The organism is Micromonospora lacuserhaii, assembly GCF_036902735.1.
In the GTDB taxonomy this organism is placed as follows: domain Bacteria; phylum Actinomycetota; class Actinomycetes; order Mycobacteriales; family Micromonosporaceae; genus Micromonospora.
In genome coordinates, this window is record NZ_JBAKHO010000029.1 from 1 (window position 1) to 21,951 (window position 21,951).

Genomic DNA, 21,951 nt, shown 5'->3' on the forward strand with positions numbered 1-21,951 from the left:
GGGGCGGGGCTGGTCGGCACGGCGGCGGCGGCCCGGGCCGTACGCGCGGCCGGCCGCCGGCGGCCGGGCACCAGCTCGGGCGGGCGCCCGGCGGCCACGTCCTCCACCCAGCCGACGAGCAGCGTGACCACCCCGACCAGGGCGAAGACCAGCACCACCCGGACGGCCAGTCCGAGCGGGTCCCGGGGGCCCCAGCCGACCAGGCCGACCAGCGGGGTGAGCGCCACCACGAAGGACATGTGCCAGAGGTAGACGGTGAGCGCCCGCCGGTTCACCACGGTCACCAGCCGGCCGAACGCGGCGGAGCGGTCCACCCAGGCGACGGCGGCCGGGGCCCGGCCGATCACGACGAGGATGAACGCCGCCGACCAGAGCGCGTTACCGAGCGGGATGTCGTTGAGGTCGAACCCGCGTGGGCCGGGGTGGGTGAGGATCCAGGCCGCCCCCGCCCCGCCGAGCAGCACCGCGGCCGGCACCACCACCCGGTTGGCGAGCCGGCGCAGCATCCCGTCGTGGTGGGCGAAGCCGAGCAGCCAGGCGCCGAAGTAGAGCCCGAAGTGCCGCAGCGCGGTGGACGCGGCCGGCAGGACGCCCAGCTCGATCGCGGCGAGCAGGGCGTACGGGGCCAGCAGAGTGGGCAGCGGGGCGCGCCGGAACAGCCAGAGCGCCGCCGGTGAGGCGAGCACGAACCAGAGGTAGTCGCGCAGGTACCAGATCGGGCTGAGCGCCATCGCCCCCCAGTAGTTGGCCGGCGGGTCGGCGATCGGGAAGAGCCAGAGCAGCACCTTCGAGGTCGGCGCGAGACCGGTGAGCAGCATGGCCGGCACGAAGACGGCGGCCACCACCCAGAGCGAGGGCAGCAGGCGACGCAGGCGGCGCAGCACCGCGGGCGGTCCGGACCGGTCCAGGGAGGCCGCCATCAGCGACCCGGCGAGGGCGAACATGATCGACATCGCCGGGAAGATCAGCGTCAGGGCGGCCAGTCCGGTGACGTGGTAGACGACGACGCGGACGATGGCCAGGAAGCGGAGCAGATCGAGGTATCGGTTACGCATCAGGCGGCATCTGTGTCGGGGGCGGGGAGGGTCGGTCCTCCCTACCCTCCGGCCCGACCTGGGGAAACCGTCACGCGGCCGGACGGGAAGTGAAACTTCCCATATGTCGGCCGGGCGAGCGCCCGAGGCTCAGCGGGCCTCGCCGAGCGGCCGGGTACAGAAGGACCCGCCGAGCAGCCCGGAGGCTCTCCGCTCGTCCTCGCTGGGCAGGTCCGCGCCGGCGTGCGCCTCGGCGTCGTCCCGCGGGTCGTACCCGATCTCCCGCCCCTCGGTCAGCGACCACCACCGCCGGGTGTTGGCGCTGACCCCCCAGATCACCCGGAAGCCGGTGACCCCGGTGGTCAGGCAGGCGGTGACCAGCCGCACGCAGTCGTCCGGGGAGAGCCACATGTCCAGACCACGCCGGCCGGGCGGGTCCGGGAAGCAGGCGCCGATCCGCAGGGCGAACACGGTCATCCCGAACCGGTCGGCGTAGAGGCTGCCGAGCGACTCCACGGCGGCCTTGCTCCAGCCGTAGTAGGTGTCCGGCCGGGGGAAGGCGTCGGCCGGGACGCCGTCGGGCCCGCGCGGGGCGGGCACGCCACCGGCAGGTCCGTCGGCCGCCGTCGGCCCCGCGGCCTCGTCGCGGTAGAAGCCGACCGCGTGGTTGGACGAGGCCAGGATCACCCGGGGTACGCCGGCGACCCGCGCCGCCTCCAGCAGGGTACGGGTCCCCTCGACGTTGACCCGCAGGATCTTCTCCCAGCTGTCCTCGCCGCTGAGGGCGGCCAGGTGCAGCACCGCGTCCACCCCAGCGCAGGCCCGGCCGACCGCCTCGGCGTCGCCCAGCCCGGCCCGGACGATCTCCACCGGCTCATCCGGCCCGGCCGGCTCCTGCTCCCGCTCGTCCAGCAGCCGCAGCGCCAGCCCCGGGCCCGCCAGCCGGGGCCGCAGCATCCGGCCGATCCGGCCGGCTGCGCCGGTGACCAGCACCCGGCGGGACGGGGTGTCCCCCGCCCGCGCGGACGCCGGTCCGGCCGCCATCAGAAGCCGAGCTTGCGCAACTGCTTCGGGTCCCGCTGCCAGTCCTTCGCCACCCGGACGTGCAGGTCGAGATAGACCCGGGTGCCGAGGAGCTCCTCGATCTCCTTGCGCGCCCGGGTGCCGACGTCCTTGAGCCGGCTGGCCCGGTGACCGAGCACGATCGCCTTCTGACTGGGCCGCTCGACGTAGAGGTCGGCGTAGATCTTCATGACCTGACCCTCGGGCATCATCTCCTCCACCACCACGGCGATGGAGTGCGGCAGCTCGTCCCGGACCCCCTCCAGGGCGGCCTCCCGGATCAGCTCGGCGACCATCACCTGCTCCGGGTCCTCAGTGAGCATGTCGTCCGGGTAGAGCTGCGGCGACGGCGGCAGGTAGCCGGTCATCACGTCGACCAGGATGTCCACCTGGTGCCCGGAGACCGCGCTCACCGGCACCACGGCGGCGAACTCGCCCAGCTCACTGACCGCGAGCAGCTGCTCGGCGAGCCGCTTCTTGTCGACCAGGTCGGTCTTGGTCACCACGGCGAGCACGGTGGCCTTCAGCTCGGCCAGCTCGCCGCTGATGAACCGGTCGCCCCGGCCCACCGGCTCGTCCGCCGGGATGCAGAGGCCGATCACGTCGACCTCCGACCAGGTCGACCGGACCAGGTCGTTGAGGCGCTCGCCGAGCAGCGTCCGGGGGCGGTGCAGGCCGGGGGTGTCGACCAGCACGAGCTGCGAGTCGGGGCGGTGCAGCACCGCCCGGATCACGTGCCGGGTGGTCTGCGGCTTGTTCGAGGTGATCGCGATCTTCTGCCCGACGATCGCGTTGGTCAGCGTCGACTTGCCCGCGTTGGGTCGCCCGACGAAGCAGGCGAAGCCCGCCCGGTACGGCCGCTCCCCGGTGCCGGTCACTCGACCACCGTGCCGAGGACGGTGCCGTCGGGGGCGGCCACGTGGATCGGCGCGTCCACCGCGAGGTCGCGCACCGCCGCGTGCCCGGCGCCGTCCAGCGTCGACGCCTCGGTCACCACCACGGCCGCCTCCAGGCGGCTCGCCCCGGCCGCGACGGCGGAGGCGACCGCGAGCTGCAACGCGGTGATGGTCAGCGAGGGCAGCGACACGCTCGCCGCGGCGTACGTCCGGCCGTCCTGGTCGCGGACCGCCGCACCCTCGACGGCGCCGACCCGGCCCCGGGCCCCTCGCGCCAGGACGACCAGCTTGCCGTCCTCCGCGCTCAGCTCGGCCGGGTCGGACGGGGTGGGCCGGGCGGCCGGCACGACGGGTGTATCAGGCATCGGCGGGTTGCCTCTCCTCGGTTCTGGTCTGGTTGTCACGGTCCTCGGCGGGGCCGGGGCGGGACGACTCGTCGCCCGACTCCACCCGGCTCACCAGCACGGTGTCTATCCGGTTGCGCCGGCCGGTGGTGCCCTCCGCCAGCAGGCGCAGGCCGGCCACGTCGGCGTACGCGCCGGGGATCGGCACCCGGCCCAGGTACTGGGCCAGCAGGCCGCCGACGGTCTCCACCTCGTCGGTGGGGAGTTCGGTGTCGAACAGCTCGCCCAGGTTCTCCACCGGAAGCCGGGCGGTGACCCGCACCGCGCCGTCCTCCAGGTGTTCCACCGGCGGGCGTTCGACATCGTACTCGTCGGTGATCTCGCCGACGATCTCCTCCAGGATGTCCTCGATGGTGACCAGGCCGCCCGTGCCGCCGTACTCGTCGACGACGATGACCAGGTGGTTGCGGGCCGCCTGCATCTCCGACAGCAGGTCGTCGACCGGCTTGGACTCGGGCACGAAGGTGGCCGGGCGCATCAGCTGGGCGACCGGCAGCTCCTCGGCGCGCGGGTCGCCGCCCTGGGTACGCCGGATCAGGTCCTTGAGGTAGAGCACGCCGAGCACGTCGTCGACGCTCTCGCCGATCACCGGGATCCGGGAGAAACCGGAGCGCAGGAAGAGCGCGAGCGCCTGGGAGAGGGTCTTGCTCTCCTCTATCCACACCATCTCGGTACGCGGCACCATCACCTCGCGGGCGATGGTGTCACCGAGGGCGAAGACCGAGTGGATCATCTGCCGCTCGCCGTGCTCCACGACGCCGCGCTGCTCGGCCAGGTCGACCAGCTCGCGCAGCTCGACCTGGCTGGCGAACGGCCCCTCGCGGAAGCCGCGCCCCGGGGTGACCGCGTTGCCGATCAGGATCAGCAGCGAGGCGAGCGGGTTGAGCGCCCGGCCCAGCCAGCGGACCAGCGGCGCGACCGACCGGCCCACCGCGTACGCGTGCTGCCGGCCGATGGTGCGTGGTGCCACGCCGACCACGACGAAGCTGACCACGGTCATCGCGCCGGCGGTGACCAGGGCGGCCCGCCAGCCGGCGCCGAAGCTGTCCACCGCGACCAGCGCCACCAGGGTGGTGGCGGTCAGCTCGGCGAGCAGCCGGAGCAGGAGCAGCAGGTTGAGGTGGCGCACCACGTCGCCGGCGACGACCTGGAGGGTACGCGCGCCGCGCACCCCGTCCCGGGCCAGCTCGGCGGCCCGGGCCGGGGAGACGGCGGCGAGCGCCGCCTCGGTCATCGCGATGAGGCCGGCGAGCACCACCAGCCCCGCCGCGAAGAAGATGAGCTGGATGTCGGGCAGGCCGGCGGTCGGGCCGGCCGCGAGTATGTCCATCACCGGGACCGGGTCGACCGCCAGCTGGCCAGCAGTCGGGCCTGGAGCGCGAACATCTCCCGCTCCTCCTCCGGCTCGGCGTGGTCGTAGCCGAGCAGGTGCAGCACACCGTGCACGGTGAGCAGGTGCAGCTCGTCGGCGGCGGAGTGGCCGGCCGCGGCGGCCTGCTTGGCGGCCACCTCCGGGCAGAGCACGATGTCACCGAGCAGGGCCGGCTCGCCGCCGGACGGGGAGCTCTCCCCCGGACCGTGGTCGACGCTGCCCTCGTCCATGGGGAAGGCGAGCACGTCGGTCGGCCCGTCCCCGCCCATCCAGCGGTGGTTGAGCTCGGTCATGTAGTCGATGTCGACCAGCAGCACGGAGAGCTCGGCGAGGGGGTTGACCCCCATCTCGTCGAGAGCGTGGCGGGCCACGGCGAGCACGGCGTCGGTGTCGACCTCGACACCGGACTCGTTGGCGATCTCGATGGACAACTGTCTTCCTCTGGTTTAGCGGCGCCGGCCGGCCCGGCCGCCCTGGGCGGTCCGCCCGGGCACGGCGTGCACGCTCTGCGCCTGCTGGTTCTCCCGCTCGTCCCAGCGGGCGTACGCGTCGACGATCTCCCCCACCAGCTTGTGCCGGACCACGTCCGCGCTCGAGAGCTGGGCGAAGTGCACGTCCTCGACGTTCTCCAGGATCTCCCGGACGACCCGCAGGCCGCTGGTCGTCCCACCGGGGAGGTCCACCTGGGTGACGTCACCGGTCACCACGATCTTGGAACCGAAGCCGAGCCGGGTGAGGAACATCTTCATCTGCTCGGGCGTGGTGTTCTGCGCCTCGTCCAGGATGATGAACGCGTCGTTGAGGGTACGGCCCCGCATGTAGGCCAGCGGCGCCACCTCGATCGTGCCGGCGGCCATCAGCTTCGGGATGGACTCCGGGTCGAGCATGTCGTGCAGTGCGTCGTAGAGCGGACGCAGGTAGGGGTCGATCTTCTCGTTCAGGGTGCCGGGCAGGAAGCCCAGCCGCTCCCCCGCCTCGACCGCGGGCCGGGTGAGGATGATCCGGTTGACCTGCTTGGCCTGGAGCGCCTGGACGGCCTTCGCCATCGCCAGGTAGGTCTTGCCGGTGCCGGCGGGGCCGATGCCGAAGACGATGGTGTTCTCGTCGATGGCGTCGACGTAGCGCTTCTGCCCGAGCGTCTTGGGGCGGATGGTGCGCCCGCGCCGGGAGAGGATGTTGAGTGTCAGGACCTCGGCGGGCCGCTCGGCGCTGCCCTGCTCGAGCATGCCGACGGTACGCCGGACGGCGTCAGTGGTCAGGGTCTCGCCTTTCTCGATCAGTTCGAGCAGCTCGCTGAAGAGGCGCTCGGCGAGAGCGTTGTCCGCGGGCGCGCCGGTGATGGTGATCTCGTTGCCGCGCACGTGCACGTCACTGTTGACCGAGCGTTCGACGAGTCGCAGGATCTCGTCGCCCGCGCCGAGCAGGTTGACCATGATCTTCGAGTCGGGGACCGTGATCCTGGTCTGCACCCGGGGCGGGCCGGGAGGTGGGGTGCCGGTCATAGATCGGGCCCGTCGGGCCCTGTGCCACCTGCTTCCGATCTCGGCGCCGCGCCCTGCCGGGGCGGCGTGCGGACGATACGGCCATCGTATCCGTTCAACACCGACGGCACCGCGCCCATTTCCCCGGCCCGGACCGCCCGGCACGGGCCGGACGCAACGGTCGGGACGGCGCTTTCCGGCGTACCGGGGACGGCCCGCGCGTCAGGTGCGGAAGTCGTACCGGTCGAAGGTCTCCTGGTGCCGGGTGAACCGGTAGGTCGCCCAGTGCAGCCCGACCACCGTCCCGGCCGGGTCCCGGGTCAGCCGGAGCAGCTCGCCCACCTCGCGGCCGGAGACCGTGCGGAACACATCCGAGGTGTCCGGCAGCGGCGCGAAGATCGCCGGCGGCTTCCCCGCCGGGTCGCCGGCGCCCCGGGCCCGCAGCGTCCCGTCGTGCCAGGAGAAGACGTACTCGAAGCCCTCGCCCCACCAACGCCCCAGCATGCCGCGCAGCGGCCCCGGCGCGGGCTCGCCCGGACGCCACGGCGCGACATCCGCCGGGTCGTGCTCGGCGGACGCGGCGAGCAGCTGGTGCGGCAGCTCGAAGACCTCCGCGGCCGTCCCCGACGAGCCGAGCACCGCGCAGCCCATCGCGCCGGCCGTGCCGTCGCCGCCGCGCCGCCCGTAGGCCGCGGCCAGGAAGCCCGGCATCGCGCCGTCGTGCCCGACGTGCACCACCCGGTCCGGGAACGGCAGCAGGATCAGGCCGAGGCCGAAGCCGGCCGCCCAGACCGTCTCGTCGGTGGGGGTCAGCGGCCAGCGCATCTCGTCCAGGGTGGCCGGGGCGAGCACCGCGCCGGCCGGGTCCAGCGCCGCCGGGTCGGCCAGGAACGCCGCCCACCGGGCCATGTCCGTCGCGGTGCTCCAGAGCTGGGCGGCCGGGCCCACCGCGCCGAAGTCGGTCGGCGGCTCCGGGTGCGCCTCGTCGGAGTACGCGTCCACGAGGAAGCCGGTCGCCGCGTCCGGCCCCGGCGTCACCGAGGTGTGGGCCAGCCCGAGCGGGCCGAGCACCCGCTCGGCGAGCACCTCCGCCCAGGTTCCCCCGCGCAACTGGCCGACCAGCCGGCCGAGCAGCGCCATCCCCAGGTTGGAGTAGTGGTAGCGGCGGCCGGTCGGCAGCACCTTCTCCACCCGGGCCAGGTCGGCGACCAGCTCGTCGACGGCCGGGGCGCGCAGGCTGTCCCAGACGTCCCCGTACGGCTCCCGTTGCAGGCCGGCGGTGTGCGAGAGCAGCCGGCGCACGGTCAGGTCGCCGTGCGCCGGCAGGTCGAGGTGCCGGTCGAGCGGGTCGTCCAGGTCCAGCAGCCCGTCGTCGCGGCACTGCATCACCAGCACGGAGGTGAACGTCTTGGTCACCGAACCGATCCGGAAGCGGGTGCCCGGACCGAGGTCGGTGTCGTTGCCGGTGCCGCCGACCTCGCAGGTCCACAGCGGCCGGTCGGCGCGGTGCAGGGCCACCGCGAGCGCCGGCACCCGGGCCTGCGCCTGGACCCGGCGGACCAGCCGGCCGAGCCGGTCGTCCGCTCCCGTCATGCCAGGTCCCGGGCCAGCATCGGGCCCAGCGGGGCACCGCCGAGCAGGTGCGCGTGGACGTGGAAGACCTCCTGGCCGCCGTACCTGCCGGTGTTGAACATCAGCCGGAAGCCGTCGCCGAGCAGCCCCTCGTCCTCGGCCACGGCGGCGGCCGTGGCCAGCACCTCGCCGGCCAGCGCCGGGTCGCCCTGCGCGAGCGTGGCCACGTCGGCGTAGTGCTCCTTGGTGATCACCAGGACGTGCACCGGGGCCTTCGGGCCGATGTCGCGGAAGGCGAGCGTGGTGGCGGTTTCCCGGACGATGGTGGCCGGGATCTCCCCGGCGACGATGCGGCAGAACAGGCAGTCGGATCCCATCGGGGCATGGTAAGGCGCGTCGGGCCGCTGGGGCATGATGTGCCCCGTGACTTCACGGGCGGTACTGGTGACGGGGGCCTCGCGGGGCATCGGGCGGGCGGTGGCCCGGGCGTTCGCCGCGGGCGGGGACCGGGTGGCGATCCACCACCGCGACTCGGCGGAGCTGGCCGAGCGGCTGCGGACGGAACTGCCCGGCGAGGGCCACGTCGTGGTCCGCGCCGACCTGGCCGACCCCGACGGGGTACGGGCCATGGTCGACGAGGCGGCCGAGCTGCTCGGCGGGTTGGACGTGCTGGTCAACAACGCCGGCGTGTTCGGCCCGGCGGACCCACCGCACCCGGTCTTCGAAAGCTCCTACGACCAGTGGCGGCAGCGCTGGCGCGAGGTCCTGGACACCAACCTGTTCGGGGCGGCGAACGTCTCCTGGTGCGCCGCCCAGCACATGCGCGACCGGGGCGGCCGGATCGTCAACGTCTCCTCCCGGGGAGCGTTCCGGGGCGAGCCGGCCAACCCCGCCTACGGAGCCAGCAAGGCGGGGTTGAACGCGATGGGGCAGTCCCTCGCGGTGGCGCTGGCGCCGTACGGCATCGCGGTGGCGACCGTCGCCCCCGGCTTCGTCGAGACCGACATGACCAACGAGCACCTGAAGTCGCCGCGCGGCGACGCCGTCCGGGCGCAGAGCCCGTTCGGCCGGGTCGCCCGCCCGGAGGAGATCGCCGCCGCGGTGCACTGGCTCGCCTCCCCGGCGGCCGAGTGGGCCTCCGGCACCGTCGTCGACCTCAACGGCGCCTCCTACCTGCGCACCTGAGCTGCACCGTTCAGCAAACTGCCAGCCGACCGGACGTGGCTGAACGACGCCCGGCGCGGTAACTGCCCAGGGCATGAACGACATCCCCACCCCGCTGGACCTCTCCGCCGACTACCGGGTGGACGCCGGGCACGACGACGACCCGGTGCTGCTGCGACCCGACGGCACCCCGGTGGACACCTGGCGCGAGGACTACCCGTACGACGAGCGGATGCCCCGCGACGAGTACGACCACCACAAGCGGCTGCTCCAGATCGAGCTGCTCAAGCTCCAGGACTGGGTCAAGGAGTCCGGCGAGCGGCTGGTGATCCTCTTCGAGGGGCGGGACGCGGCCGGCAAGGGCGGCACCATCAAGCGCTTCATGGAGCACCTCAACCCGCGCGGCGCGAAGGTGGTGGCGCTGGTCAAGCCGAACGAGCGGGAGGCCGGCCAGTGGTACTTCCAGCGCTGGCTGGCGCACCTGCCGGCGGCCGGCGAGATCGTGCTCTTCGACCGGTCCTGGTACAACCGGGCCGGCGTGGAGCGGGTGATGGGCTTCTGCACCCGCAACGAGTACCTGGAGTTCCTGCGCCAGGCCCCCGAGCTGGAACGGATGCTGGTCCGCTCCGGCATCCGGCTGGTCAAGTTCTGGTTCTCGGTGTCGCAGAACGAGCAGCGCACCCGCTTCGCCGTCCGCCAGGTCGACCCGGTACGGCAGTGGAAGCTCTCCCCGATGGACCTCGCCTCGCTGGACCGCTGGGACGAGTACACCGAGGCGAAGGAGGCGATGTTCTTCTGGACCGACACCGCCGACGCGCCGTGGACGGTGGTGAAGAGCAACGACAAGAAGCGGGCCCGGCTGGAGGCGATGCGGCACGTGCTGAGCCGCTTCGACTACACCGACAAGGACCCGGGCGTGGTCGGCGTGCCCGACCCGCTGATCGTCGGCCCGGCCGGCCTGGACCTGCGTCCGGAGGAGGAGCCGGTGCCGGTCTTCCCCCGGCCCTGAGCTTGTCGCCTACCAGCGTCCGAGGCGGGTGGCGAGCACGCTGAGCGCGGCGACCCCGGCGGTCGAGGTGCGCAGCACCGACGGACCCAGCCGGACCGGCCGGGCGCCCGCCTCGACGAACGCGGTCAGCTCCACCGGGGCGATGCCGCCCTCCGGCCCGACCACCAGCACGATCTCCCCGGTGCCGGGCAGCTCGGCCGTGGTCAGCCGCTCCTCGGCCTCCTCGTGCAGCACGAACGCCGTACCCGCGCCGGCGATCCGGCGGGCCACCGTGCCGGTCGACTCGTCCGGGGCGCCGGCCACCACCGGCAGCCAGGCCCGGCGGGCCTGCTTGGCCGCCTCCCGGGCGGTCGCCGCCCACTTCTCCCGGGCCCGTACGCCCCGGTCACCGCGCCACTGGGTGACCGAGCGGGACGCCGCCCAGGGCACGATCTCGTCCACCCCGACCTCGGTCATCGCCTGCACGGCCAGCTCGCCCCGGTCCCCCTTGGCGATGCCCTGCACCACGACGACCCGGGGCACCGGCGCGTCGACGTACCCCCGGGAGGTGACCCGGAGGTCGAGGACGCCCCGGCCGACGGCGGCGACCTCCGCGGCGGCCGTGCCGCCCCGGCCGTCGGCCAGCAGCAGCTCCTCGCCGACGCGCAGCCGCTGCACGTTCGCGGCGTGGTGCCCCTCCGGCCCGTCCAGGGTCAGCGAGTCGCCGGTGGGCAGCGCCTCGACCAGGAACAGCGGCGCCGACACCTCAGGCGTGCCCGTTGAAGGCGTCGCGCATCCGGGAGAAGAAACCGCCCTGCTTGGTCAGCTCGGCGACCTCCTCGCCCCGGGTCTTGGCGAAGTCGCGGAGCATCTTCTCCTGGTCGGCATCGAGCTTGGTGGGGGTCCGCACGTCGAGGTGGACGTACAGGTCACCGCGACCGGTGCCACGCAGGTGCGGTACGCCCCGGGCGCGCAGCCGCAGGGTGCTGCCCGGCTGGGTGCCGGCCTTGACGTCCACCGTCTCCTCGCTGTCGAGGGTCTTGATGGTCAGCCGGGTGCCGAGCGCGGCGGCGGTCATCGGCACCGTGACCCGGCAGTGCAGGTCGTCGCCCTTGCGGGAGTAGACGTCGTGCGTCCGCTCGTGGATCTCCACGTAGAGGTCGCCGGCGGTGCCACCGCCCGGGCCGACCTCGCCCTGCTGGGCCAGCCGGATCCGCATGCCGTCCTCGACCCCGGCGGGGATCTTGACGGTCAGCGAGCGGCGGGTGCGGACCCGGCCGTCACCGGCGCAGGTCGGGCAGGGGTGCGGGATGGTGGTGCCGTAGCCCTGGCAGACGGTGCAGGGGCGGGCGGAGACCACCTGGCCGAGGAAGGTCCGCTGGACCGACTGCACCTCGCCCCGGCCACCGCACGCCTCGCAGGTGGCCAGGTGGGTGCCGGCCGCGGTGCCCGCGCCCGAGCAGGTGGTGCAGAGCACGGCGGTGTCGACCGTGATCGGCGCCTCGACGCCGAAGGCCGTCTCGTGCAGGTCGAGTTCCAGCCGCAGGATCGCGTCGGCGCCCGGCCGGGTACGCGGCCGCGGACCCCGGGCGCCACCGCCGGCGCCGCCGAAGAAGGCGTCCATGATGTCCTGGAAGCCGACGAACGGCCCCGCCCCACCGGGCCCCCCAGGTCCACCGGCACCCCCGCCGCCCGGGGCGAGCGGGTCACCGCCCAGGTCGACGATCTGCCGTTTCCGGTCGTCCGAGAGGACCTCGTACGCGGCGTTGATGTCCTTGAACTTCTCCTGTGCCTCCGGGTCCGGATTGACGTCCGGGTGGAACTGCCGCGCCAGCTTGCGGTAGGCGCGCTTGATCTCGTCGTCGGAGGCCTCCCGGCTCACGCCGAGAATGCCGTAGTAGTCCCTGGCCACTGCGTTCGATGTCCTCATGTTCGTCTCGCGTTGCGCCGGTCGTCGGCCGGAGCCGGCCGCCGGCCCCTGCCTGGGTCAGTTCTGGGCCAGCAGCTCGCCCACGTAGCGTGCCACGGCCCTCACCGTGGCGATGGTGCCGGGGTAGTCCATCCGGGTGGGGCCCAACACGCCGAGCCCACCGAGCGCGGTCGCCCCCGGCCCGTACCCGGTGCTGACTACCGAGGCGGCCCGCAGGTTGTCGATCTCGTTCTCGTCGCCGATCAGCACTCGGGTGGTGGTGGACTCCGCCTCGCCGATCAGCTTGAGCATCACCACCTCCTCCTCCAGGGCCTCCAGGATGGGTCGCAGCGAGCCCTGGAAGTCGAGCAGGCCGCCCCGGGTGAGGTTGGCGGTGCCGGCCAGCGCGATCCGCTCCTCGTGCCGCTCGACCAGCGTCTCCAGCAGCACGGTCGACAGCGTGGTCATCGCCCCGCGCAGGTGCGGCGCGGCCTCCTCGACCAGTGCCTGGACCAGCGGCGGGGTCTCCGACAGCCGGCTGCCGACCAGCTTCTCGTTGACCAGCCGGCGCAGGTCGGTGACGTCCTCGGCGGGGATCGGCGTGGGCAGCTCGACCAGCCGCTGTTCGACCCGGCCGGTGTCGGCGATCATGACGAGCATCAGCCGGGTGGTGGAGATCGGCACCAGCTCCAGGTGCCGCACCGAGGAGCGGGCCAGCGAGGGGTACTGCACCACGGCCACCTGCCGGGTCAGCTGCGCCAGCAGCCGAACGGTGCGGTGCACCACGTCGTCGAGGTCGACCGCACCGACCAGGAAGCGCTCGATGGCCCGGCGCTCGGCCGGACTGAGCGGCTTGACCCGGGAGAGCCGGTCGACGAAGAGCCGGTAGCCGCGGTCGGTGGGCACCCGGCCGGCACTGGTGTGCGGCTGCCGGATGTAGCCCTCCTCCTCCAGCACGGCCATGTCGTTGCGGACCGTCGCCGGGGAGACGCCCAGCTGGTGCCGCTCGACGAGCGCACGGCTGCCGACCGGCTCCTGCGTGGCCACGTAGTCCTCGACGATCGCGCGCAGGACGGCCAGTTTGCGGTCGTCGAGACCCATCTCCCCACCTCCTGACGCACGTCGGCCCGGGCGGCTGCGCGCCGGGCGAGTGCTCTGGCACTCGTCTGTAGCGAGTGCCAGTCTACGTCGGCGGCCCCACTGACGCGATGATCAGCGGCGGACCGTCGGTGCGGCACCAGGGCCGATCAGCCGGACATCCCGGGCGATGTCGCTCTGGTGCCCCCTTGCCACCAGCCCCTACCGTGACGTCCATGACTGAACCACCTCGCCCTCCGGGCGCGGGCGACCCCGGCGCCCAGCCGGACCCGACCGCCCCCTCGGGCTCGTCGTACGAGCCCCCCACCGCACCACTGTCCGGAGCGGGCGGCTACCCCCCGCCCGGCGGCTATCCGCCACCTCCCGGGGGCCAGCCGCCGTCGGGCGGCTACCCCCCGCCCGGCGGTTACTCCGCACCCGGCGTCGGCTATCCGACCGGCGGCGCGTACGGCGCCCCGAGCGGCGGCTGGGCCAACAACGAGGACAAGACCTGGGCGCTGATCGCGCACTTCGGCGGCGCCGCGGCGATGTTCGTCAGCGGCGGTGTGCTCGGCTGGCTTCCCCCGCTGGTCGCCATGCTGGCCCGCGGCAACCAGTCGCCGGCCGTGCGGCAGCACGCCGTCGCGGCGCTCAACTTCCAGCTGCTCTGGTCGATCATCGGCCTGGTCGGCTGGATCCTGAGCTGCATCCTGATCGGGTTCGTCGCCGTCGGCGCGGCCGTCATCCTCGGCGTGGTCTTCGGCATCCTCGCCGGCGTCAAGGCCAACGAGGGCGAGCTCTACCGCTACCCGATGAGCATCAGCATGATCAAGTGAGCCGCCGGCCGGCCTCCGGGCCGGCCGGACGCTCCGCCCGCTCAGGGCAGCAGGTCGCGGACCACCGCGTCGGCGAGCAGCCGCCCGCGCAGGGTGAGCACCGCCCGCCCGGCGGCGAACTGCGCCGGAGCCAGCAGGCCGTCGGCGAGCGCCCGCTCGGCGCCCGCCCGGCCGGGCCCGTCCAGGGCGGCCAGCGGCAGCCCGGAGGCGAGCCGCAGCCGCAGCATCACGTCCTCCATGTGCGCCTCGTCGGGCGTCAGCAGCTCCCGGGCCAGGCCGGGTGACTCCCCCGCCGCAAGGCGCTTCGCGTACGCCGAGGGGTGCTTGACGTTCCACCAGCGCACCCCGCCGACGTGGCTGTGCGCGCCGGGGCCGAGCCCCCACCAGTCGGCGCCGGTCCAGTAGAGCAGGTTGTGCCGGCACCGGGCCGCCTCGGAACGGGCCCAGTTGGAGACCTCGTACCAGGAGAAACCGGCCGCGTCGAGGGCGGCCTCCGCGGCCAGGTAGCGGTCCGCCGCCACGTCGTCGGAGGGGTACGGCAGCTCGCCCCGACGCATCCGGGCGGCCAGCCGGGTGCCGTCCTCCACGATCAGGGCGTACGCGCTGACGTGATCCACCCCGGCCGCCACCACCCGCTCCAGCGAGGCGGCGAAGTCGTCGGCGCTCTCCCCCGGCGTGCCGTAGATCAGGTCCAGGTTGACGTGGTCGAACCCGGCGTCGCGGGCCTCCAGGGCGGCGGCGGTGGCCCGGCCGGCGCTGTGCTTGCGGTCGAGGATCGCCAGCACCCCCGGCGCGGCGGACTGCATGCCCAGCGAGATCCGGGTGTACCCGGCCGCCCGCAGCGTCCGCAGCGACTCGGGGGTGACCGACTCCGGGTTGGCCTCGGTGCTGACCTCCGCGTCGGCGGCCAGCCCCCAGGTCCGGTCGATGCCGTCCAGGATCCGCGCCAGGTCGTCGGCGGGGAGCAGGGTCGGGGTGCCGCCCCCGACGAAGACGGTGTCCACCCGCGGCGGCGGGGTGTCACCGAGCACCCGGGCGGCCAACGCCAGCTCGGCCAGCACGGTGTCGGCGTACGACTCGCGGTCGGCGCCCCCGCCCAGCTCCGCCGCCGTGTAGGTGTTGAAGTCGCAGTAGCCGCAGCGGCTGGCACAGAACGGGACGTGCACGTACACCCCGAAACCGCGCGCGCCGACCGAGGTCAGGGCGGCGGCGGGCAGCGAGCCGTCGACGGGGACGGTCTCGCCTTCTGGAAGGACGCCGGGCATGGCCACTAGTGTGCCCGGCATGACCTCTCCCGACGCGCTCGTGCGGGTCTCCACGGCCCGCGGGGTGACCACCCTCACCCTGGACAGCCCGCACAACCGCAACGCGCTCTCCACTCCCCTGATGACCGAGCTGCTGGCCGGGCTCGCCGACGCGGTCGCCGACGACACGGTCCGGGCGGTCGTGCTGGACCACACCGGCCCGGTCTTCTGCTCCGGGGCGGACCTGAAGGAGACCGCGGCCGCGTACGCCAGCGGCAGGGTGCCGGCCGGGATGCTCGGTGACGTGCTCGCGGCGGTCTGGGAGTGCCCGAAGCCGGTGCTCGCGAAGGTGGCCGGGCCGGCCCGGGCCGGCGGGCTGGGCCTGATCGCGGCGGCCGACCTGGCGGTCTGCGCCGAGGAGGCGACATTCGCCTTCACCGAGGTACGGATCGGGGTGATCCCGGCGGTCATCTCGGCCACCGTGCTCCCCCGGCTGCACCCCCGGGCCGCCGCCGAGCTGTACCTGACCGGGGACACCTTCGACGGTCGGCGGGCCGCCGAGATCGGCCTGGTGACCGCCGCGGTGCCGGCGGACGACCTGACCGCCGCCGTGGAGCGCTACTGCGCGTCGCTGGTACGCGGCGCCCCGGGGGCGTTGGCCGGGGCGAAGGAGCTGCTGCGCCGGCCGGCCGCGACCGACCTGCGCGCCGAGATCGCCGACCTGGCCGCCCTGTCCACCGGCTACTTCCTCTCCGAGGAGGGCCGCGAGGGCGTGCTCGCCTTTCGGGAAAAGCGATTAGCTCGATGGGTGGCCGCTCTGGGCGGTGGGCAGGCAGAGAACGCGAGGTAGTCGGAACTGGTCGCCCACGGTGACTGGTGCTTCGGGCGGTATTCCGGCCAGCCCAGGGAATGTGAACCGGTCGGCCGACCCGGCTCGCGTCTTCCGGGACGTACGCTTGGCGAACTGTCGAAAGGGAGGTGCGGGTGCGAACTCGGGCATTCGTGACAGCCGGTGTGGTCGTGGCGGTGGTCGCCCTGCTCGGGGTGTTCGTCGTCGTCCGCCAACTCGGCGGGCAGCTTCGGCTCCCGGTGGCCAGTCGCACCTGCACCGTCCAGGCCGACGGCACCGTCATCCTGGACGCCGACCAGATGGCGAACGCCGCGACCATCGCCGCGATCGGCATGCAGCGGCAGATGCCCGAGCGGGCGGTCGTGGTCGCCCTGGCCACCGCATACCAGGAGTCCGGCCTGCGCAACCTGCCCGACGGTGACCGGGACTCGATCGGCCTGTTCCAGCAGCGCCCGAGCCAGGGTTGGGGCACCCCCGAGGAGATCCGCAACGAGCGGTACGCGGCGGACCGGTTCTACGCCGCGCTGAAGAAGGTGCGCGGCTGGCAGGACATGGAGGTCACCGAGGCCGCCCAGGCGGTGCAGCGCTCGGCGTTCCCCACCGCCTACCAGAAGTGGGCGGACGAGTCGCAGGTGCTGACCCGGGCCCTGCTCGGCGACGCGACCGGCGCGGTGGCCTGCACGGTGGGCCGGACGCCGGCGATGCGCGGCGCGGCGGCCGCGGCCGCGCTCACCCGGGGCCTGACCCTCGACTGGGGCCTGCCGGCCGCCGCGACGGCGGCCGAGCTGACCGGGCTGACCGTGCCGGCGGCCGACGACCGCGACGGCTGGCGGTACGCGCACTGGCTGGTCTCCCACGCCACCGACCACGGGGTGAAGCGGGTCCGCTTCGGCGATCTGGAGTGGACCGCCCGGGGCGGCAACTGGGCCAGGGTGGCCGATGGCCGGCCGACCGGCGGCCGGGTGCTGGCGGAGGTCTTCGCCGCCGAGCAGTGAGGCGCCGGCCCGGTCAGTGGGTGTCGGCGAGCCGGCGGCGGATTCGGTCCCGCAGCGGCTCGGGCAGCTCGGGCGCGGCGAGCAGCCGGGGCAGCAGCTCCGGCTCCAGGCTCATCGCCCGGAACACCTCGCCGATGGTCACCCCGTGCGCGGGGCGGTCCACCACCTCGACCGGGTCACCCGCGCCGACCTCGCCCTCGCGCAGCACCCGCAGGTAGGCCCCCGGCGCCGCCCGAACGGTGAACCGCTTGATCAGGTCGGGTACGCCCCAGAAGCCGGCGAAGGTGGTGCACGGGGTGCGGGGCTTGGTCACCTGGAGCACCGCGGAGCCGACCGCCCACTGCTCGCCGATCACCGCGCCGGTGATGTCGATCGCCCAGGTGGTGAGGTTCTCGCCGAAGCCGCCGGGGCGGATGCCGGTGTCCAGTTCGGCCGCCCACCACTGGGCGTCCTCCTCGGCGTAGGCGTAGACCGCCTGGTCGGGGCCGCCGTGGTGGGCCCGCTCGCCGATGAAGTCGCCCTCCACGCCGTCGACCCGCAGCAGCACCGGCCCGTCCACCGGCCGCTTGTCGATGCCGGTGCGGCCGCTCGCGTCGCCCGCCCACTCCGCCTCGGTCACCACGCCGAGGTTCACCGCCGCCACCCTGCCAGTCATGGCGGTGAGCCTAGCCGCGGGCGAAGATCCGCGACAGCGACCGGGCTCAGCCCTTGACCGCGCCGGCGACCAGGCCGGAGACCATCCGGCGCTGCACCAGCAGGAAGAAGATGACCACCGGCAGGGTGAACAGCGTCGAGGCGGCCATCACCGAGCCCCAGGCGGTGTCGTCGCGGCCGAAGAAGAAGGTCATCGCCACCGGCAGGGTGTACCGGTTCTGGTCGTTGACGAAGGTCAGCGCGAAGATCAGCTCGTTCCAGGCGGTGATGAACGAGAAGATGCTCGTCGCCACCAGGCCGGGGGCGACCAGCGGGAAGAGGATCCGCCGGAACGTCTGCGCCCGGCTCGCCCCGTCGATCGCCGCGGCCTCCTCCAGCTCCTTCGGCACCGCCGCCACGAAGCCGCGCAGCATCCAGACCGCGAACGGCAGCGAGAAGCCGAGGTACGTGAGGATCAGGCTGGGCAGGGTGTTGTAGAGCCCGAGCCGCTGGATCATCAGGAACAGCGGGATGACCAGCGCTTCCAGCGGGATCATCTGGACCACCAGCAGCATGATCAGGAAGCTGGTCCGCAGCCGGAACCGGAACCGCGCCACCGCGGTCGCGGCCAGCAGCGCCACCAGCCCGCTGAGCAGGACCGTGCTCACCGCGACGAGCGCGCTGTTGAGGAAGAAGTCGGCGAAGGTCACGCCCGGGATCAGGTTGCCGGTGAGGATCTCCCGGTAGTGCTCCAGGGTCGGCTCGGCCGGCACCGGTCGGGGGGTCGCCGAGAAGATCTCCCGGCTCGGCTTCAGCGAGGTGGCGACCATCCAGTAGACCGGGAACGCCGCGAAGAGCGCCACCAGCAGGCCCGCCGCGTTGAGGGCGACCTTCTTCACGACTCGTCCTCCTGCCTGAGCACCATCCGGACGTACAGACCGGTCACCACCAGCAGGATCAGCGTGAGGATGACCGCGATCGCCGAGCCCACGCCGTACTTGGGCGGCGGCGAGAAGGCCTCGGCGTACGAGTAGATGGAGAGCATGAACGTCGGCCGGTCCTGGGTGCCGCCGGCCAGCACGAACTGCTGGGTGAAGACCTTGAAGTCCCAGATGGTGGAGAGCACGATCAGGATCCCGAAGACCGGCCGGAGCAGCGGGAAGGTGATCCTCCAGAAGACCTTCCACGGCCCGGCGCCGTCGACCCGGGCCGCCTCGTGCAGCTCGCTCGGCACGCTCTTCAGGCCGGCGAGCACGCTGACCGCGATGAACGGGAACGAGTGCCAGACCACCACCAGGGTGAGGATGGTGAAGAAGAGCAGCGGCGAGTTGAACCAGCCGTACCCGGTCCAGTCGCTGCGCCCGAAGAGCGCCGTCGACAGGCCGTCCGGCAGCTTGTTGAACAACCAGGTCACCAGGCCGGACGTGTCGTCGAAGATCCACTTCCAGACGATGGTGCCGGTCAGCGCCGGGGTGGCCCAGGCGAGCATCACGCAGCTGGCGACGAAGGTGGCCATCCGCTTGCCGAGCCGGTTGAGCAGCAGCCCCACCAGGGTGCCCAGGATCATCGTGAGCACCACGTTCGCCGCGGCGAAGAGCACCGTGTTGCGCAGCACCGTGCGGAAGAACGGGTCGCCGAGGATCTGGGTGTAGTTGGCCAGCCCCACCCACGGCCACTCGCGGTCGCCGCGCAACTGCCGGACGCTGTCCAGCTTGTAGAACGACATCGCCACCACCTGGCCGAGCGGCCAGAGCAGCAGCACCCCGATCACCACCAGGCAGGGCAGCAGGAGCAGGTACGGCAGGCGGTCCACGCGGGGGCGCCGCCGCGCGGGGGTCTCCCGCGCGGCGGCCGTCCCGGTGGGCTTGGTCAGTGTGCTCACTTGCTGTTCAGAATGCCTTCCATCTCGGCCGCCGCGTCGGCGGTGGCCTGCTCGACCGTCTTCTGGCCCTTGATGACCGAGCTGTTCATCGCCTGGGTCACGGTCTTGGTCCGGCTGACCTCGACCCACTTCGGGGTCAGCGGGGTGAGCTTGGTGTTCTGCATGGTGGTGGCGAACGCGCCCATCACCTTGTCGTTGGCGTAGTTGTTGCCGCCGACCAGGTCGGAGTAGACCGGGAAGAAGTTCAGGCTGCTGGCGAACTCCTTGTCCTTCTGCTTGCTGAGCAGCACGGTCAGGTAGTCCCAGGCCAGCGCCTGACGCTTGCTGTCCTTCCAGAGCGCGATGTCGGAACCGCCGGCGAAGGCCGGGGCCGGATTGCCGTCCGGGCCAGGGATGGGGAACGTGCCCCACACCTTCTCGATCTCCGGGTTGTCCTTCTTCATCGCGCCGCCCTGCCAGCTACCGGCGAACGCCATGGCGGCCTTGCCGGTGGCGAACTGGGTCCGGGCGTCGACCTCGTTCCAGCCGGCGGCGGCCGGCGGGGCGACCTTGTGCACGGTCACCAGGTCGGTCCAGAACTTGACCGCCTTCTGCGCCTCCGGCGTGTTGTAGCCGGACTTCCAGCTGTCACCCTGCTTGGTGGCGATCTCCCCGCCGGCGCCCCAGAGGAAGGAATAGAAGGGCAGCTCGGAGTTGCCGGGCAGGGCGATGCCGTAGGTGCCCGGCTTCTTGGCCTGCACCGCCTTGGCGACGGAGACCAGCTCCTCCCAGTTCGTCGGCGGCTGCATGCCGGCCTCGGCGAACCAGTCGGTGCGGTAGTAGATGGCCCGGACGCCCGCGTACCAGGGGACGCCGTACTGCTTGCCGTCGAGCTGGGCGTTCTTCACCAGGTCGGGAAGGATGTCCTTCCCCTCGGTCCAGCCGGCGAACTTGTCCGTGACGTCGGCGAGCGCCTCCTGGGCGGCCCAGCCCTGGGTCTCGGTGTTGCCCAGCTCGGTGACGTCCGGCCCCTCACCGCCGGCGAGGGCGGCCTGGAACTTCTTCGGCGCCTCCAGCCAGGGGATGTACTGGACGACCACGTCGGTGTCCGGATGCTTCTTCTTGAACTCGGTCTCGACGCCGTCGAGGAACGTCGTCTGGGCGTCGCCGCCCTCGCCCATCATCCAGACCGTCAGCTTGCTGTTGTCGGCGGTTTCGTCATCGCCGGAGCCCCCGCAACCGGCGAGCACCATCGCGGCCGAGGCCACGACGGCGGTGACCGGAGCCAGCCGCTTCCACCTGTTCACGCCACTTCTCCCTCGCGCCGTCTGGCATAAACCTTCTCTGCCGCACCCTAGTAGGAAAAATTCCTTTACAACAGGGGTGGCGACGGGCGAGGCGACCGTACCGCAGCTCGCAGGCGGCGGGGCAGGGCCGGACAGCGGCGGCGGAAGCCCGGCGGCGGGGCATACGCGAGCGGGCGCCCGACCCCTGAGGGGTCGGGCGCCCGCTGAGAATGCGGTGTGGCGGAATTACCGGTGGGTGACGCTGCGACGACGACCCACGCCGGCCACCAGGGCCACGCCGATCGCGGCGAGCAGGACCTGCAGCAGGAACTCACGCCAGTCGAAACCGGCGGTGTCGGCGAAGCCCGACGCGCGGGCGATGATCGTGCCCAGCAGTGCGGCGCCGACGCCGACCAGCATGTGCAGCCAGATCGGCATGTTCTGGCGACCCGGTACGACCAGGCGGCCCAGCGCGCCGACGATCAGGCCGACGACGATGGCGGTGATGATGCCCCAGACGGTGAGCTCCACGACCGTCCTCCTTCTCTAGGTATGTCACACGATGTGTGGTTGTTGGCGTTGATCGATAAGTTCCCGAACCCGCGATTTTCCAAACCGACTTTCGGGCCGATCGGGGATGGAATCTCGCTGGGCTGCGGAAACTTCCGAGAGATCTGGACCCGACGAAGGTGGGCGACCGGTCCATCCCGGCGGCGGCCGACCGGGCGGCCCGCCGTGGCGGTCCCTTCCGACTCACGGTCGACCCGGGCGGAGGCGGCCCGGTCACGTCACACGCGAGCGGGCGCGGCCCTCCGTCGACCGATGCGGGACACATGTCCGCCAACTGAGCTGCGACACCTCGGCGCGCTGATCGGGCAGAAGCGGATGTTCGGTCAGCGACCTCGACGGCGCGCCGTGAGGGGCACGAGGACGAGGACGGCAACGCCAAGTGTCGTGGCGCCGATAGCCCACCACCAGAAGAATCCCGAAAAGACCGAGGCGATCAGGAGCCCCATGCCGAGGCCGGCCAGCAGGCCGAGCGCGAACAAGGCTCGTGGGGGCAGGGCGAGGTAGGGCAGGCGCCGTACCACGAGCACTTCCAGCCAGGTGCCGCCCAACGCCAGCAGTGCTGCGCCGACCCCGTCTACGGCGGACAGTCCGTGACCTTCGCTGAGGGGCACGAGGACTTTGCCCTCGTCACCGTATCGCCGAACATCGAATGCCGGCGGTAATCGCCGGGTCTTGATACCGCGTTCCTCGCCCAACCTTGCGCGATCCGCCAGCACC

General features: G+C 72.8%; 24 protein-coding genes. 5 read left to right on the forward strand and 19 right to left on the reverse strand.

The genetic code is table 11. The annotated features are described in order from the left end of the window. From V6U81_RS18355 to V6U81_RS18395, 9 genes are all read right to left on the reverse strand, one after another. Positions 1–1,055 (reverse strand): acyltransferase family protein (locus tag V6U81_RS18355; RefSeq protein ID WP_334490917.1); only part of this gene is annotated, 1,055 nt, incomplete at its 3' end. 129 nt (positions 1,056–1,184) lie between these two features. Further along, positions 1,185–2,078: an NAD-dependent epimerase/dehydratase family protein gene (locus tag V6U81_RS18360; protein WP_334490918.1), complete on the reverse strand. Its 894-nt coding sequence runs from the start codon at positions 2,076–2,078 to the stop codon at positions 1,185–1,187. Further along, positions 2,078–2,974, reverse strand: coding sequence for a GTPase Era (gene era / locus V6U81_RS18365; RefSeq protein WP_334490919.1), 897 nt, complete (start codon positions 2,972–2,974; stop codon positions 2,078–2,080). The genes V6U81_RS18360 and era overlap by 1 nt, the downstream gene beginning before the upstream one ends. Beyond that, the gene (locus V6U81_RS18370; protein ID WP_334490920.1) at positions 2,971–3,357 is read right to left on the reverse strand and encodes a cytidine deaminase; all 387 of its coding nucleotides are present in this window, start codon (positions 3,355–3,357) and stop codon (positions 2,971–2,973) included. The genes era and V6U81_RS18370 overlap by 4 nt, the downstream gene beginning before the upstream one ends. Next, the gene (locus V6U81_RS18375; RefSeq protein ID WP_334490997.1) at positions 3,350–4,750 is read right to left on the reverse strand and encodes a hemolysin family protein; all 1,401 of its coding nucleotides are present in this window, start codon (positions 4,748–4,750) and stop codon (positions 3,350–3,352) included. The genes V6U81_RS18370 and V6U81_RS18375 overlap by 8 nt, the downstream gene beginning before the upstream one ends. Beyond that, positions 4,726–5,199 carry an rRNA maturation RNase YbeY gene (gene ybeY / locus V6U81_RS18380; protein ID WP_334490921.1) on the reverse strand — a complete coding sequence of 158 codons (474 nt, stop codon included), beginning with the start codon at positions 5,197–5,199 and terminating at the stop codon, positions 4,726–4,728. Before ybeY ends, V6U81_RS18375 begins: the two co-directional genes overlap by 25 nt. Positions 5,200–5,214: 15 nt before the next feature. After that, a complete protein-coding gene (locus V6U81_RS18385; protein WP_334490922.1) occupies positions 5,215–6,270 on the reverse strand; it encodes a PhoH family protein in 1,056 nt (351 codons plus the stop codon). Between the two features lie 201 nt (positions 6,271–6,471). Further along, positions 6,472–7,842: a serine hydrolase domain-containing protein gene (locus V6U81_RS18390; RefSeq protein WP_334490923.1), complete on the reverse strand. Its 1,371-nt coding sequence runs from the start codon at positions 7,840–7,842 to the stop codon at positions 6,472–6,474. Next, positions 7,839–8,198 (reverse strand): histidine triad nucleotide-binding protein, encoded by a 360-nt coding sequence (locus tag V6U81_RS18395; protein WP_334490924.1) that lies wholly within the window; start codon positions 8,196–8,198, stop codon positions 7,839–7,841. The genes V6U81_RS18390 and V6U81_RS18395 overlap by 4 nt, the downstream gene beginning before the upstream one ends. 46 nt (positions 8,199–8,244) lie before the next feature. Here V6U81_RS18395 and V6U81_RS18400 point away from each other — a divergent pair, with 46 nt between their 5' ends. Next, complete coding sequence (locus tag V6U81_RS18400; RefSeq protein WP_334490925.1) at positions 8,245–9,006, forward strand: SDR family NAD(P)-dependent oxidoreductase; 762 nt, start codon at positions 8,245–8,247, stop codon at positions 9,004–9,006. A gap of 73 nt (positions 9,007–9,079) precedes the next feature. After that, entirely contained in the window at positions 9,080–9,994 is a 915-nt protein-coding gene (gene ppk2, locus V6U81_RS18405) for a polyphosphate kinase 2 (protein WP_334490926.1), read from the forward strand. Between the two features lie 9 nt (positions 9,995–10,003). Here ppk2 and V6U81_RS18410 read toward each other — a convergent pair whose 3' ends face one another. The 3 genes from V6U81_RS18410 to hrcA all read right to left on the reverse strand — a co-directional run bounded on the left by V6U81_RS18410 (position 10,004) and on the right by hrcA (position 12,983). Continuing rightward, positions 10,004–10,738 carry a 16S rRNA (uracil(1498)-N(3))-methyltransferase gene (locus V6U81_RS18410; RefSeq protein WP_334490927.1) on the reverse strand — a complete coding sequence of 245 codons (735 nt, stop codon included), beginning with the start codon at positions 10,736–10,738 and terminating at the stop codon, positions 10,004–10,006. Position 10,739: 1 nt separating this feature from the next. Next, on the reverse strand, positions 10,740–11,885 hold the full coding sequence (gene dnaJ / locus V6U81_RS18415; RefSeq protein ID WP_334490998.1) for a molecular chaperone DnaJ: 1,146 nt from the start codon (positions 11,883–11,885) through the stop codon (positions 10,740–10,742). A gap of 75 nt (positions 11,886–11,960) precedes the next feature. After that, a complete protein-coding gene (gene hrcA, locus V6U81_RS18420; protein WP_334490928.1) occupies positions 11,961–12,983 on the reverse strand; it encodes a heat-inducible transcriptional repressor HrcA in 1,023 nt (340 codons plus the stop codon). Positions 12,984–13,195: 212 nt separating this feature from the next. Between hrcA and V6U81_RS18425 the strand changes: the two genes are divergently transcribed. Further along, positions 13,196–13,795 carry a DUF4870 domain-containing protein gene (locus V6U81_RS18425; RefSeq protein WP_334490929.1) on the forward strand — a complete coding sequence of 200 codons (600 nt, stop codon included), beginning with the start codon at positions 13,196–13,198 and terminating at the stop codon, positions 13,793–13,795. Between the two features lie 41 nt (positions 13,796–13,836). Here the strand turns inward: V6U81_RS18425 and hemW are convergent, their stop codons facing one another. Further along, entirely contained in the window at positions 13,837–15,060 is a 1,224-nt protein-coding gene (gene hemW, locus V6U81_RS18430; protein ID WP_334490930.1) for a radical SAM family heme chaperone HemW, read from the reverse strand. 19 nt (positions 15,061–15,079) lie between these two features. Here hemW and V6U81_RS18435 point away from each other — a divergent pair, with 19 nt between their 5' ends. Beyond that, positions 15,080–15,889 (forward strand): enoyl-CoA hydratase-related protein, encoded by an 810-nt coding sequence (locus tag V6U81_RS18435; protein WP_334490931.1) that lies wholly within the window; start codon positions 15,080–15,082, stop codon positions 15,887–15,889. 128 nt (positions 15,890–16,017) lie between these two features. Continuing rightward, positions 16,018–16,884 carry a hypothetical protein gene (locus tag V6U81_RS18440; protein WP_334490932.1) on the forward strand — a complete coding sequence of 289 codons (867 nt, stop codon included), beginning with the start codon at positions 16,018–16,020 and terminating at the stop codon, positions 16,882–16,884. Between the two features lie 13 nt (positions 16,885–16,897). Here the strand turns inward: V6U81_RS18440 and V6U81_RS18445 are convergent, their stop codons facing one another. The 6 genes from V6U81_RS18445 to V6U81_RS18470 all read right to left on the reverse strand — a co-directional run bounded on the left by V6U81_RS18445 (position 16,898) and on the right by V6U81_RS18470 (position 21,929). Then, positions 16,898–17,539, reverse strand: coding sequence for an MOSC domain-containing protein (locus tag V6U81_RS18445; protein ID WP_334490933.1), 642 nt, complete (start codon positions 17,537–17,539; stop codon positions 16,898–16,900). A 46-nt stretch (positions 17,540–17,585) separates the two neighbouring features. Further along, positions 17,586–18,416, reverse strand: coding sequence for a carbohydrate ABC transporter permease (locus tag V6U81_RS18450; protein ID WP_334490934.1), 831 nt, complete (start codon positions 18,414–18,416; stop codon positions 17,586–17,588). Continuing rightward, a complete protein-coding gene (locus V6U81_RS18455; protein WP_334490935.1) occupies positions 18,413–19,399 on the reverse strand; it encodes a carbohydrate ABC transporter permease in 987 nt (328 codons plus the stop codon). The genes V6U81_RS18450 and V6U81_RS18455 overlap by 4 nt, the downstream gene beginning before the upstream one ends. Continuing rightward, positions 19,396–20,685, reverse strand: a complete 1,290-nt coding sequence (locus V6U81_RS18460; RefSeq protein WP_334490936.1) for a sugar ABC transporter substrate-binding protein — start codon at positions 20,683–20,685, stop codon at positions 19,396–19,398. The genes V6U81_RS18455 and V6U81_RS18460 overlap by 4 nt, the downstream gene beginning before the upstream one ends. A gap of 225 nt (positions 20,686–20,910) precedes the next feature. After that, positions 20,911–21,195, reverse strand: coding sequence for a GlsB/YeaQ/YmgE family stress response membrane protein (locus V6U81_RS18465; protein ID WP_334490937.1), 285 nt, complete (start codon positions 21,193–21,195; stop codon positions 20,911–20,913). Between the two features lie 362 nt (positions 21,196–21,557). Further along, complete coding sequence (locus V6U81_RS18470) at positions 21,558–21,929, reverse strand: hypothetical protein (protein ID WP_334490938.1); 372 nt, start codon at positions 21,927–21,929, stop codon at positions 21,558–21,560. Between the last annotated feature and the right edge of the window lie 22 nt (positions 21,930–21,951).

Coding starts and splice junctions, on each gene's coding strand:
- hemW (WP_334490930.1), bottom strand. CDS start 15,060: ATGCCCGGCGTCCTTCCAGAAGGCGAGACCGTCCCCGTCGACGGCTCG.
- V6U81_RS18385 (WP_334490922.1), bottom strand. CDS start 6,270: ATGACCGGCACCCCACCTCCCGGCCCGCCCCGGGTGCAGACCAGGATC.
- V6U81_RS18370 (WP_334490920.1), bottom strand. CDS start 3,357: ATGCCTGATACACCCGTCGTGCCGGCCGCCCGGCCCACCCCGTCCGAC.
- ppk2 (WP_334490926.1), top strand. CDS start 9,080: ATGAACGACATCCCCACCCCGCTGGACCTCTCCGCCGACTACCGGGTG.
- V6U81_RS18360 (WP_334490918.1), bottom strand. CDS start 2,078: ATGGCGGCCGGACCGGCGTCCGCGCGGGCGGGGGACACCCCGTCCCGC.
- V6U81_RS18395 (WP_334490924.1), bottom strand. CDS start 8,198: ATGGGATCCGACTGCCTGTTCTGCCGCATCGTCGCCGGGGAGATCCCG.
- V6U81_RS18390 (WP_334490923.1), bottom strand. CDS start 7,842: ATGACGGGAGCGGACGACCGGCTCGGCCGGCTGGTCCGCCGGGTCCAG.
- V6U81_RS18445 (WP_334490933.1), bottom strand. CDS start 17,539: ATGACTGGCAGGGTGGCGGCGGTGAACCTCGGCGTGGTGACCGAGGCG.
- V6U81_RS18425 (WP_334490929.1), top strand. CDS start 13,196: ATGACTGAACCACCTCGCCCTCCGGGCGCGGGCGACCCCGGCGCCCAG.
- hrcA (WP_334490928.1), bottom strand. CDS start 12,983: ATGGGTCTCGACGACCGCAAACTGGCCGTCCTGCGCGCGATCGTCGAG.
- V6U81_RS18435 (WP_334490931.1), top strand. CDS start 15,080: ATGACCTCTCCCGACGCGCTCGTGCGGGTCTCCACGGCCCGCGGGGTG.